Below are 12,842 nucleotides of genomic sequence, written 5' to 3' on the forward strand. Positions count from 1 at the left end.
GTGGCTGACGGACAACCCCGATAGGGGCCGTTCGCCGTCACATCTGGCAGGTGTATTCCGTCGGATCGATGGCGGCATCGATCACCGTGAACTGCCGGCCGGCGACGGCTTCACGCAGGGCCTGACGGAACTCGTCGATGTTATGCGCCCGAATGCCGCGCGCGCCCATCCCTTGCGCGACCAGGGCGAAATCCGTCTCGCGGAAACGCACGCCGCGCTCGTCCAGCCCGCTCTTCGACTGCTTGAGGCGAATCAGCGATAGCGCCGCGTCGTTAAGCACTATCACCACCAGCGGCAGCGCCAGGTCGCGCGCGACCGTCAGTTCACCCAGCGTCATCAGCAGACCGCCGTCGCCGGTCACGGCGATGACCGGCCGCCGCGGATAGAGCAATTGCGCGGCGATGGCGGCCGGCAGGCTGTAACCCATGCAGCCAAATCCGTTTGATTGCAGCAACTGTCGGGGGCGGCGACAGCGAATGACGTGATTGGCCAGAATCCGATGCGCGCCGACGTCCAGCGTGACCAGCCATTCCGCCGTCATTTGGCGATCAAGCTCGGCGAACAGCGCCGCCGGGCTGATATCCCGATGCGCCGGGGGCGGGGATACCAGCGGCGCGAGACGGGCGCGGTGGCGCTGGCAGTCGGCCCGTCGCGCCGGCGGCTCGCTGTTCCAGCGCTGCTGCAAACGTTGCAGGTTGCCGTGCAGATTGCCGTAGTACGCGCGGCCCGCCGGAAATATCCGCTGATTCAGCGCCGCCCAGTCCAGCGTGATCGCCGTTTTCCCGGCCGGCCAGGCATCCAGCCAGGCGCTGCGCAGTTCAATCGGATCGAAGCCTATCAGCACCAGCAGGTCGGCCGCGTCGACGGCCTCGCGCTGGATGGCGTCTATCACCGGACTAAGCCCCAGCGCGCCGAGGCTGTTGGGGTGATATTCGCTGACGATGCCCTTGGCCTTATAGGTGGTGAGAAACGGCAGTCCGCTGGCCTGAATAAAGTCGCTGACCGTTTGCGGCTGCGGCCCGAACAAGGCTCCCTGTCCAATCAACGCCAGCGGGCGTTCGGCCCCGCGCAGCATGCTGACGATCTGCGTTTGCTCATCCTGCGACAGATAGCCGCCGGCATGACGGCTTTGCGGGCTAAACGCCGGTTCCGCGCTGGGGGCGCGGCTTACGTCCGCCGCGACATCAAGGAAAACCGGGCCCGGCGGATAGCCGGTGGCGATATCCAGCGCTCTGGCGGTCTGCTGCGCCGAACGCGCCGGATTGAGCGTGTCCGCATACAGGGTAACGGGCCGCATCAAGGCGGTCTGATCGATGATCTGGTGGCTGTAAATACCGGCCAGATCCCGTTCGACGCTGCCGGCGAGCACCAACAGCGCGCTGCGATCTTGCAAGGCGCCGGCAATGCCCGAAACCATATTCGCCAGACCCGGCCCCAGCGCCGGCAGCACGACGCCGGGCGCGCCGGTAAGCTGATAGACCGCGTCGGCCATAAATGCGCAGGAGGGCTCCGAGCGGGCCAGAACATAACGGATGTCCTGTTCCTCGCAGGCGCGCATCAGTTCCAGCACGTCATTACCCGGAATACCGAAGACGAAGCGCGCCCCGAAGTTGACCAGCGTCTCGGCGACGGCGTCCGCCACCTTGCGGGCGGCGGCGTCTGCCGGCCTGGCGGACGTCACGACATCGGCGCCGGAAGCCAGCGTCATGATTTAGCTCCCTGACGCAACGTGCGGATCGTCAAAGAAGTAGTCCTTCACCGACTCGGGTTTGTTTTTGATGGCCCCTACGCGGTGCAGGAACTGCCCCAACTGCAAGGTATTCTGCGGGGTGATGCTGAATTTCGACTCGGGACTCTTGAGAATATCCAATAACAGTTTGCGGTCGATTCTGGACTTGGTGATGCGAATAAAGGCATCGGCCGCTTCTTCCGGGTTCTGCGCGGTGAAGTCCGCCGCTTCAGCCAGGGCGTTGACGAACACGCGGTAAGTGCGCGGATTCTCCTTGCGGAATTTTTCCGTGGTGTAAAGCACGACCGGCGAGGTCGGGCCGCCCTGTACGTCATAAGAGTTCAGGACGATATGGGCGTTGGGGTTGCCCGCCAGCTCTTGCTCCTGGAAGGGAGCATTGCCGAAGTGGGCGGTGATTTCGGTGCCGGCGCTGATAATGGCCGCCGTGGCGTCGGGATGCGGCACGGCCACCTGGAGCTTATCGAGGCGGTTGTACTCCTTGTCGCCCCACAGTTTCGCCGAAGCCTGTTGCAGATAGCGGGACTGGACGGAAACGCCGACCGCCGGCACCGCGATGCGATCCTTATCGGTGAAGTCGGCGATGGTTTTCACATTCGGATTGTTGCTGACCAGGTAGTAAGGGAAGCTGCCGGTCGCGAGCACGGCCCGCACGTTTTGCCGGTTTTTGGTGCGATCCCAGAGGGTGAACAACGGACCAATGCCCGCGCCGGCGATGTCCACCGAGCCGGACAGCAGCGCATCGTTGACCGCCGCGCCGCCGGAGAGCTGGAGATAGTCTACCTTGACATCCAGTCCTTCGGCCTTGGCGTGTTTTTCAATCAGTTGTTTATCCTGCGCCACATTAAGCAGCAGGTAGACGATGCCGAACTGCTGCGCGATGCGTAACTGGCCTTCCGCGTAGGCTTGCATCGGCAGCGCCAGCGACGAGACCAGCAGGCTGGCCGCCGAGGTTATGCCGATCAGCTTGCGGGACAAAAAACGGGTCGGCTTAACCGCGTTGTTGCTTATTTTTTTCATACATAGAGTCCATTGAAATGTGTGAAATTCACGATGGTCAATCATGCACAACTAAAATATCGAGCGTGGCATTGATCTGATTCAACCGCGATATTGCTGATGAAAATGTCCGTGTCCGATATTTTATTAATAATGTGATGTTGACCCGCTAATAATTAATTAACTATTATTGATTACATTAATTTAATATATTCCGTGCTAGCGAAATATGGGGTGCAGCATAAGCTCAGCGTCTTTTTTTGCTAAAGCGCATTTTGTAATAAGCTATGTGTAATTGTTATTTCATTTCATGAAACAGTTTCCTCATGGCATAGAAGATAAACAATCGATCAAAAACTGAATAACACGTTTTTCCGCTGAAAACGAGCGCTTTATCGCGCCCGGTCGGCCGCGCGCGCCGCGTTGCAACACGGGAGACGGCGCTTGTGCGGGGCGCGTTTGTTTATTTTCTTGTCGTTATAAGTAATTATCCGCGGCGACGGGAAGCGGCCATTACACATTTTTCCTTTTTGCGAATTTTGGTTTTACTTATCCACAATTGATTGTTTGGAGGGGTAACCCTGGGAATTATAGTGGTATACCGCAATATCTTCTATCTATCATGCCGGCGACAGTATGGTCGGTATATTTCATTTATTATTGTCGAATGATTATTAATGTTATTAGCGCCCGTGGACTGGGCGAGGGTGATTGCTGCCGGTAATGTCCGTTGTGGATATATATCTAACAGACTTATTCCTTTCTTCATTTGAAGTTGCGGCAATGTCGAATTAAAAATAAATGGTTAATGAAAAAATGGCTAAGGAAGCAAAAATATTACGGGTGAAAATCGCGCGCGGCGAACCGGGTAATAAACACGCTGTTTATTCGGTACCCCGGCGGGATAATCAAACGGTACTGGACGTGGTCACGGAAATACAGCAGCAGCAGGATCCCAGCTTGTCTTACCGCTTTTCATGCCGGGTCGGCGTGTGCGGCTCGTGCGCGATGATGGTCAACGGCACCCCGCGCTGGGCCTGCCGGACGCACGTCAGCCGGGTGGCCGACAACGGCGAGCTGGTGCTGGAACCGCTGCGCAATCTGCCGCCGATCAAGGATCTGGTGGTGGACATGCGCGAATTTTTCACCAAGTGGCGACAGGCGGGCGGCGAGTTCAGCGCCAGCCGCAGCCGTCGGGAGGATCCGGCGCGTATCGACCCGCAAGGCGCTCGCCGCCGCCTCGCCGGCGAGGCGATTGAGTGCATCAACTGCGGCATTTGCTATGCCGCCTGCGACGTGGTGGCCTGGGACAAACGCTACCTCGGCCCGGCCGCGCTAAACCGCGCCTGGACGCTCGTCAACGATGAGCGCCATGAGGCGGCCGCCGATGTGCAGGCGCGCGTCACGGCGGCCGGCGGCGTCGGCGCCTGCCATATGCAGGGCAATTGCATGGCCTGCTGTCCGATCGGGCTGAGTCCTACCCGCAGTATCGCCGGTCTGAAGCGGGTTTCGCTCTGGCAATGGTTCAGGAAGGCGTAAGCGATGGAAAGAAAACTGTTCATTATTCAACGGCTCAGCACCTTGTTCCTGATCCCCTTTGTGCTGATCCATCTGGGCGTCATCCTCTATGCGACGCACAGCGGTCTTAGCGCCGGGGCCATCCTGGGGCGTACTCAGGGAAGCGTCGGCTGGCTGCTGTTTTACTCCGCCTTCGTGATCTGCGTCGCCCTGCATGCGCCGTTGGGCGTGCGCGCCATTCTGATCGAATGGGCGGGCGTTGGTTACCGCGCCGCGGGCGGGATTTGCCTGGGGCTGGCCGTGTTATTACTGATCCTCGGCATGCGCGCCGTGATCGCCGTGGGGGGACTATGAAGGTTTTACGCCGTCAAAAAGGCTATCTGGCTTTTATCGGCCATCGTCTGTCCGGGCTGGCGCTGGCGCTGTTTCTGCCGGCGCATTTTCTGGTGCTCGGTCTGGCGCTGGAGGGAGAAGCCCAACTGGAGCGCGTGATCCGCTTCAGCGATCTGCCGCTGGTGAAAGCGGCGGAGTGGGGACTGGTGGTGCTGCTCTGCCTGCATGTGAGCTTTGGGCTGCGTCTGCTGGCGCTGGAAACATTGAACTGGCGTCATCCGCAACAGGCGCGCTTCGGCTGGATTGGCTGGGGAACGGGATTCTCCCTGGCCGTCGGCGCCGTCTTTATTATGGGAGTGCTCTAGCGATGCCGTTCGAGAGCATAAAAACCGACATTTTGATCCTGGGTTCCGGCGGCGCCGGGCTGTTCGCCGCTCTGCACGCGCGCCGGGCCAATCCCGCGCTGGACGTGACCGTCGCCACCAAGGGGCTGCTCGGCAAAAGCGGCTGTACCCGGATGGTGCAGGGCGGCTACAACGTGGCGCTGGCGGCCGGCGACTCGATAGAGCGGCACGTGATGGACACCCTGAACGGCGGCAAATGGCTGCCGCGGCAGGATCTGGTGTGGCGACTGGTGGCCGGCGCAATAGAACGGGTGCGCGAACTGGAGAACGAAGTCGGCTGTTTTTTTGACCGCAATCCCGACGGCACCCTGCATCAAAAAGCCTTTGCCGGTCAGACCTTCGACCGCACGGTACACAAGTCCGATCTGACGGGCATCGAGATCATCAATCGGCTGATGGAGAAGGTGCGCGGCGCGGGCGTGCGCGAGCTGGAAGAGCACCGGGCCATCGAACTGATCCCGGCGGCGGACGGTTCGGGCATCGCCGCCGTGTTGTTTATCGATCTGCGCCGCGGCGTCTATCGTCTGATTCAGGCGAAAGCCGTGCTGCTGGCCACCGGCGCCGGCCCCACCATGTATCGTTACCATACGCCCTCCGGCGAGAAATCCTGCGACGGGCTGGCGATGGCGCTGCGCTACGGCCTGCGCCTGCGCGACATGGAGATGGTGCAGTTCCATCCCACCGGGCTGCTGGGCGGGCCGGACACGCGCATGACCGGTACGGTGCTGGAAGAAGGGCTGCGCGGCGCGGGCGGCTATCTGCTCAACGGGCAGGGCGAGCGCTTTATGCAGCGCTATGATCCGCGCGGCGAACGCGCCACGCGCGACGTGGTCAGCCGGGGCATTTACGCCGAGATGCGGGCGGGCCGCACCGGGCCGATGGGCGGCGTGTTTATCCAGATGAAGCACCTGGGGGAAGAGAAGGTGCGCCGGCTGTTTCCCGGCATGGTGTCCCGCTGCGCCGACTGCGGTTTTGACCTGGCGGGCGGCTTGGTCGAAGTGGTGCCTACCGCGCACTATCTGATGGGCGGCGTGGAGTTCGAGGTCGACTGTTCCACCACCTCGCCCGGTTTGTATGTGGCCGGCGAGGACAGCGGCGGCGTACACGGCGCGAACCGACTGGGCGGCAACGGCGTGGCCTGCTCCACGGTATTCGGCGGTATCGCCGGCGACGCGATGGCGGCTTATCTTCAGCGGGGCGACGGCTGGCGCGATCCGGATCGTACGCGCATCGAGGCGGGCATCGCCCGCGCCGAACGTGCCTTTGCCGCCCGGCCCGGCTCGCTGGCGCCGTTGCGTGAAGCACTGGCGCAGACCATGTGGGATCACGTCGGCGTGATGCGTACCCGCGAGGGCATCGTCAGCGGAGCCGACCGGCTGGATCAGTACCTCGGCGAACTGGCGACCTTTGGCGTGCGCGACGGCGAGCGGCGCTACAACCTGAGCTGGCACGACTGGCTGAATGTGGACAGCCAACTGCTGATCGCGCGCACTATCGCCACGGCGGCGCTGGCGCGCAACGACAGCCGCGGCGCGCATTTCCGGGAAGATTTTCCCGCCACCGGCGATCTGGCGACCAGCCGCTATACGCGCATCAGCAGCGATGACGCTGGCGCGACGCTGCATCTGGAGCAGGTGCCGGTGGCGTTTGACCTCGTCAGGCCGGGGGAAACGCTGTTGACGGAACCCGCCGAAAAGGAAGCAATATGACATTATTCAATCGGGAGTTCGCATCATGAGCGTCGCCATCCAACGGGTGGAACAGGCTGCCTACGAAATCATGCAACGCGCCGCCATCGATATCCCGGCGGATTATCGCGACAAAATCAAATCCATGCTGCGGGAGGAAAGCGGCGCGCTGTCGCGTTTCGTGCTGGATACGATGATCGCAAACTGGCAGGCCGCCGGCGACGATCGCCGGCCGATGTGCGCCGATACCGGGCTGCCGCGTTATTACATCAAGTGGGGCAACAATGCCGCGGTCGATAACGGCTTTGTCGGCGTCGAGCGCGCGCTGCGCCGCGCCACCGCGCGGGCGACGCAGGATATTCCTTTGCGCCCCAATCGCGTTCATCCTTTATGGCGCACGGAGTTCAACAACAATGTCGGCATCAATGCGCCGGAAATCGAATGGTCGTTCGAACCGGACGCCGACTGGGTGGATATCACGACCGTACACAAGGGCGGGCTGTTCGGCACCGACTACCGCATGCTGTTTCCCGGCGACGGCATCGACGGCATCAAACGTTTCGCGCTGGATACGCTGATTGCGTTCGGCAAGCGCGGGTTGGCCTGCCAGCCGGCGATCGTCGGCATCGGCATCGGCGGCTCGAAGGACACCTGCATGCAACTCGGCAAACAGGCCGCCTGCCTGCGGGTGGTGGGCGATCGTAACCCTGACCCGCGCATCGCCCAACTGGAACTGGACATTCTGGCGCTGGGCAATTCGCTCGGCATCGGCGCGATGGGTCTGGAAGGGCGTTCGATGGTGGCGGACTGCCATATCGAAGTGGGCTACACCCATACCGGCGGCATGCCGGTCAGCCTGCATACCTTTTGTCTTGCTTCACGCCGCGCCACGGCGCGGATCCATGCCGACGGCTCGGTCAGCTATCGTACCGACCCCGTCTGGTTCACGCCTTATTTGCGACGCGAGAGTGTGGAATGGCCGGAAAATCTGACGAACTGAAAGTGGTTGAACTAACGTTGCCGGTATCCGCCGAGGATCTGGCGCAGTTGGAAATCGGCACGGTGGTGTATCTCAGCGGCAATATTTACACCGCCCGCGAAGGCGTCTATCGCCTGATCCTGGATGAGGGACGCCCGTTGCCGCTGGATTTGCGCGCGATCAGCCAGGTGAATTTCCACTGCTCGCCGGCCGCGGCGCCGGACGGCGTCGGCGGCTATCAGGTGGGCGCCGTCACCGCCACCGCCAGCTTTCGCTTTGCCAACTGGATGGCGCGCTGGTTGTCGCTCTCCGGCAGCAATATCGTGCTCGGCAAGGGCGGCATGCCGGCGGAGCAATACCGGCAGGTGCTGGTGCCGGCCGGGGCGATCTACCTGACCACGGTCGGTTACGGCACCGGCGCGCTGCTGGGGCGGAGCATCAGGCGCGTTATCGACGTTCACTGGCTGGCGGAACTGGGCATCGCCCAGGCGATGTGGCTGTTTGAGGTGGAGCGGTTCGGCCCGTTTATCGTCGAAAGCGATCTGCGCGGCAACTCGCTGTTTGAACAGCATAATCAGCTCATCAATGCCGGCATCGACGCGCTTTATCAGGGGCTTAAGCCGCCGACGCTGCACCGCTACGGCGAAACCGACGATCGCCGACAGGAACTGATGTAGCCGGACGGCCGCGCATCTCACGCCGTTTCCCCGCGCGGCGCTGGAAAAGCGGTCGTTCAAATCGCTGCGCCGGGCATACATCCGCAAAATAAGCCATCAGCAATGGCGCGCTGTTTCATCAACCACACCGCGCTTCCTAAAGCCGCATAGTTGCGTTATGGCGAAATCCCCCGTTTTTGCCGACGCGTATCACAGTGGTTATTCATCGCCATTGACTTTAAAATGCATGCCTTTCCGGCCTCGGCGGTCGCCGTTGCCGGATGTGCGAGGAAAGGTTTACTTTCCGCTATTGTTAAATTTATTTACCATACCCGTCATACTTCAAGTTGCTGGTGCATTGGCCTTCCTGCAACTCGAATTATTTAGGGTATATAAAAAATTGAAAAAGGGAGTTTCATATCATGAAAGGATGGCGAGCGCCCATCGTCACGCTGCTTATTATTGCGGTCAATGTGGCGGTGTTTATCTGGCAATGTCGTGTGGGCGACGGGGATCTTTCGTTTTCCTTGGGCGATCTTTACAAGATGGGCGCGAATGTTGCGCAGCTTTCTGTGACTGGCGACGGTTGGCGTTTGCTCAGCGCTCTTTTCCTGCATCAGGATCTCGAACATCTGGCGATGAATATGGCGGTTTTGCTGGCCGTCGGGACACTGGCCGAACAACAGATTGGACGGATTTTCTATCTGTTTATCTATCTTAGCTGCGGCGTTCTGTCCAATTTCGTTAGCGCCGCATGGCATTTTAACGACCATCCCAGCCAACTTTATCAGGCGATGTTCCACGCTTCTCCCATCATGATCTTCCTGACGGTTGGCGCATCGGGCGCCATTTACGCGATTGCCGGGGTAGCGGTCAGGCGGTTTCTTACTTTCAATACTTATAATGAACTGACCTTCGATGTTAAAAACGGCGCTTTGGCGCTCTTCATGTTGTTTGGTTATAGCCTGTTTGAAAAGAACATCGATCATATCGCGCACATCAGCGGCTTTATTTTCGGCGTGCTGATTAGCCTGCCGGCGGCGATTTATGCCCTGCATCGGTGTAGCCGGCGCGCACTGATCCTGAGTTATGTGGCGCTGGCGCTGATGATCACGGGCGCCGTCGGCTACAACCTGAGCGCGCGGCATAATGATAAACGCAGCGACAGCGTGCGCAGTGCGGTACTGGAGGCAATGGCGAAAGAAGTCCAGAAAAGCGCGGATGAATTACGGGCGCGGCAGGCGAAAGCGCAGGCTGAAATTGATCGTCTGGCGCAGATCGAGATAGCCCGTCAGGAGTGGCCGGACTATGCCGCCGATCCGGCGCAGACGCCGCGTAACGGTCTGCGACTGGTTGAAGAACCGGCGCACTCAATTTATCGATATGAATAAAAGTCTGCCGGTTTCTCAGACAATGCGCGATGAGCAGTCGCTGCCGCGCTATCGCTGTCTGACTGAACAGACCCAATAAATCATCGCGAACCGGGGGCTTTTGCTCCCGGTTCGTTATCCGCAATGCATTATCGGTCTGTCGTTTTAATCAAAAAATGTATATAGAAAGCAAAAATCGATGCTTTTAATTATTAAACGCGCCGCGTTAACTGTAGCTCTCGTTTTATAACAATCTGGTGACATAAACATGAGCGTCGCGGCGTTATTTTCGCAACTGGAAGAGAGCATCGAAAAACACAGTGAGGAATATATTACGGTTTCCAGGGATATTCATGCCCACCCGGAAACCGGCAATAACGAATATTACGCCAATCAGCTGCTTACCAGGCTGCTGGCGAAGCATCAGTTTCAGGTCACCTCCGGCGTGGCGGGGCATGAAACGGCCTTCTATGCGCTGAAAGACAGCGGTAAACCCGGCCCGACCATCGCTTTTCTGGCGGAATACGACGCGCTGATTGATATCGGCCATGCCTGCGGCCACAACATTATCGGGGTCACCAGCGTGGCGGCGGCGATCGCGCTGGCGTCGGTCATCAACGTCACCGGCGGACGCGTGGCGGTATTGGGTACGCCGGCCGAAGAGGGCGGACTGCGCGGCAAAGGCGGCCCGAACGGCAATGTGAAGGCGCGTTTCGTCGAGCACGGGTTGCTGGAGGATGTGGATGTCGCGCTGATGGTGCATCCGTCCGGCAAAACCCGCCTCACCGGCCCGTCGCTGGCCAACAATCATCTCTATTTCCATTTTTACGGCAAACCTTCCCATGCCGGCAGCTCGCCCGATAAAGGCGTCAACGCGCTGGATGCGCTGGTGCTGCTGTACAACGGCATCAGCGTATTGCGCCAGCAGTTGCCCGATGGCGTCAGGGTACACGGCATCATCACCAATGGCGGTCAGGCGCCGAACGTGATCCCCGAATACGCCTCGGCGCATTACTACATTCGCGCCAAAACCCGCGAGGAAGTGATCGCGCTGGAGCCGCGCATTCGCGCCATCGCCGAGGGCGTGGCGCTGGCGACCGGCGCGACGGTCAAGATTGAGCATCAGGTCGGCCCGCGTGATTTTAATATCAACCATCGGCTGAATACCCTGCTGCTGGAGGAGTTTACCGCAGTAGGGGAAAGCGTCGATCTGACGGACAAACAGGGCATCGGCTCCACCGACGCCGGCGATATCAGCCACGCGGTGCCCACCGCGCATCCCACCATCAAGATTGGCCCGGACGACCTGGTCGGCCACACGGTGCCGTTTCGGGAAGCGGCCAACTCGCCGCTGGGCTACACGGCGCTGCTCGCCGGGGCGAAAGTACTGGCGCGCAGCGGGCTGCGTCTGTTGACGGATGCCCGGTTGTTGCAGGAGATCAAAGACGAATTCGCCAATCGTGACGCTGTCACGCGCGCGGCCTGAATGCGTTTGCCGTAACGACGCCGTTCTCATCACCACGATTTCGCCATGACAACAATTTCGCCATGACAACATTAAGGGAGTTTCCCATCAATGAAGTGGTTCACTTTTCCGCTCGCCGCACTGCTGCTGGTGACCAGCTTACCCTGGGGAATCGCGCAGGCCGATGCCGTCGATCGCAACGCGACGTTGAATATCGCCTACGGCAAGCGGCCGGGTACGCTCGATCCTTACCTGACCACCAACAGCGCCACCACCGATGTGGTGCGCCATATTTTTGAACAACTGTTCACCATCAACGACAAGTTCGAACCGGTGCCGGAGCTGGTGGAAAGCTATACGCTCAGCGATGACCGCAAAACCTACACGTTTGTGCTGCGCAAGGGCATCCGTTTTCACGACGGTCAACCGTTGACGGCGGATGATGTGGTGGCGTCGATGAACCGCTGGCTGGCGGTGTCGACGCAGGGCAAAGCCAACCTGCCGGGCGCGCAGTTCAGCAAAGTCGATGATGACAGCGTGCGGTTGACGGTGCAGACGCCGTCGCTGATCACGCTCAACGTGCTGGCCGATTTGAAAAATCTGGCCTCGATCATGCCCAAACGGCTGATAGAGGAAGCCAATGCCGGCAAAAAACCGGTCAGCCAACTGATTGGCACCGGCCCGTATAAGCTGGCGGAGTTTAAACCGGGCGAGTACCTGCATCTCACCCGCTACGACGACTATGTTTCCCGCAGCGAGCCGGCAAACGGCCTGTCGGGGCAGAAAAAAGCCGACGTCAGGGATATCTGGTTCCGCTATATCACCGATGAGTCCACGCGGCTGGCCGGGGCGCTGACCGGCGAATATGACGTGGTTTTCGACCTGCCGAAAGATAACATCGATGCGCTCAGCAACGCGCGCGATGTCGAACTGTACCGGCCGGAGGCGGGCGGATCGCTGATCACCTATCTGTTCAATAAGCATCGCGGGCCGTTCGCCGACGTGAAGCTGCGGCAGGCGTTCAATCTGGCGCTGGATGTGCATCAGTCGCTGTTGGCCGGCTACAGCGATGAGCGCTTTTTCAAGGCGGGTTCCTCCCTCGGTTTTCCCGAGCAGGTGGACTGGTATAGCGAAGCCGGCAAACCATACTGGAATCAGCATCAACTGGATGAGGCGCGCCGACTGGTGAAGGAATCCGACTACAACGGCGAAGAGGTGGTGATCATCGCCACCAAGGAGTACGCCGAGCTGTATAACCTGGCGATTGTGGCGCAGCAGGTGCTCAAACAGATTGGGGTGAAATCCCGACTGGATGTCTACGACTGGGCCACGGTGCTGCAACGGCGTCAGGATCCGAGCACGTTCGATCTGTGCGCGCTGGAGTTCTCCATGCGTCAGGTGCTGCACCAGTATCCTTTCCTCGACTCGCGCGCCAAATTTCCCGGTCTGAGCAACAGCCCGGAGATCGACGCCACGCTGGACGACATCAAGCAGGCGCCGTCGTTGCAGGCGGCCAGACCGCTGGTGGATAAACTGCACCTGCAAATCTGGACATACCTGCCGGTGATCGTGCTGGGACGCACCACGCCGGACGCGGTGGCGATCAAACATCATGTTCACGGCTATTACGACCTGATCGGGCCGGTATTGTGGAATGTCGGCATCACGGCGCAGTAAGCGGAG

The 12,842-nt window shown here is 60.1% G+C and carries 11 protein-coding genes; 9 read left to right on the top strand and 2 right to left on the bottom strand.

Features of this window, described 5'->3' with window-relative positions; all coding sequences use genetic code 11:
- Positions 1-37: 37 nt before the first annotated feature.
- Entirely contained in the window at positions 38-1,708 is a 1,671-nt protein-coding gene (locus ABRZ28_RS09050; RefSeq protein WP_319603022.1) for a thiamine pyrophosphate-binding protein, read from the bottom strand.
- A 3-nt stretch (positions 1,709-1,711) separates the two neighbouring features.
- Positions 1,712-2,767 (bottom strand): ABC transporter substrate-binding protein, encoded by a 1,056-nt coding sequence (locus ABRZ28_RS09055; protein WP_319603021.1) that lies wholly within the window; start codon positions 2,765-2,767, stop codon positions 1,712-1,714.
- A gap of 795 nt (positions 2,768-3,562) precedes the next feature.
- On the opposite strand from ABRZ28_RS09055, the gene ABRZ28_RS09060 reads away from it, so the two are divergent.
- From ABRZ28_RS09060 to ABRZ28_RS09100, 9 genes are all read left to right on the top strand, one after another.
- The gene (locus ABRZ28_RS09060; protein ID WP_319603020.1) at positions 3,563-4,285 is read left to right on the top strand and encodes a succinate dehydrogenase/fumarate reductase iron-sulfur subunit; all 723 of its coding nucleotides are present in this window, start codon (positions 3,563-3,565) and stop codon (positions 4,283-4,285) included.
- Positions 4,286-4,288: 3 nt separating this feature from the next.
- Positions 4,289-4,618 (top strand): succinate dehydrogenase/fumarate reductase transmembrane subunit, encoded by a 330-nt coding sequence (locus tag ABRZ28_RS09065; protein ID WP_319603019.1) that lies wholly within the window; start codon positions 4,289-4,291, stop codon positions 4,616-4,618.
- Positions 4,615-4,962 carry a succinate dehydrogenase/fumarate reductase transmembrane subunit gene (locus ABRZ28_RS09070; RefSeq protein ID WP_330520081.1) on the top strand — a complete coding sequence of 116 codons (348 nt, stop codon included), beginning with the start codon at positions 4,615-4,617 and terminating at the stop codon, positions 4,960-4,962. The genes ABRZ28_RS09065 and ABRZ28_RS09070 overlap by 4 nt, the downstream gene beginning before the upstream one ends.
- 2 nt (positions 4,963-4,964) lie before the next feature.
- On the top strand, positions 4,965-6,710 hold the full coding sequence (locus tag ABRZ28_RS09075; protein WP_330520082.1) for an L-aspartate oxidase: 1,746 nt from the start codon (positions 4,965-4,967) through the stop codon (positions 6,708-6,710).
- Between the two features lie 25 nt (positions 6,711-6,735).
- The gene (locus ABRZ28_RS09080; protein WP_330520083.1) at positions 6,736-7,689 is read left to right on the top strand and encodes a fumarate hydratase; all 954 of its coding nucleotides are present in this window, start codon (positions 6,736-6,738) and stop codon (positions 7,687-7,689) included.
- Positions 7,665-8,345 carry a fumarate hydratase C-terminal domain-containing protein gene (locus tag ABRZ28_RS09085; protein ID WP_319603015.1) on the top strand — a complete coding sequence of 227 codons (681 nt, stop codon included), beginning with the start codon at positions 7,665-7,667 and terminating at the stop codon, positions 8,343-8,345. The genes ABRZ28_RS09080 and ABRZ28_RS09085 overlap by 25 nt, the downstream gene beginning before the upstream one ends.
- A 401-nt stretch (positions 8,346-8,746) precedes the next feature.
- On the top strand, positions 8,747-9,715 hold the full coding sequence (locus ABRZ28_RS09090) for a rhomboid family intramembrane serine protease (protein WP_330520084.1): 969 nt from the start codon (positions 8,747-8,749) through the stop codon (positions 9,713-9,715).
- A gap of 247 nt (positions 9,716-9,962) precedes the next feature.
- Complete coding sequence (locus tag ABRZ28_RS09095) at positions 9,963-11,180, top strand: M20 family metallopeptidase (protein ID WP_319603013.1); 1,218 nt, start codon at positions 9,963-9,965, stop codon at positions 11,178-11,180.
- Positions 11,181-11,270: 90 nt separating this feature from the next.
- Positions 11,271-12,836 (top strand): ABC transporter substrate-binding protein, encoded by a 1,566-nt coding sequence (locus ABRZ28_RS09100; protein ID WP_330520085.1) that lies wholly within the window; start codon positions 11,271-11,273, stop codon positions 12,834-12,836.
- Positions 12,837-12,842: the final 6 nt, after the last annotated feature.

It is taken from the genome of Brenneria sp. g21c3, from assembly GCF_040240345.1.
Classification (GTDB): Bacteria; Pseudomonadota; Gammaproteobacteria; order Enterobacterales; family Enterobacteriaceae; genus Brenneria.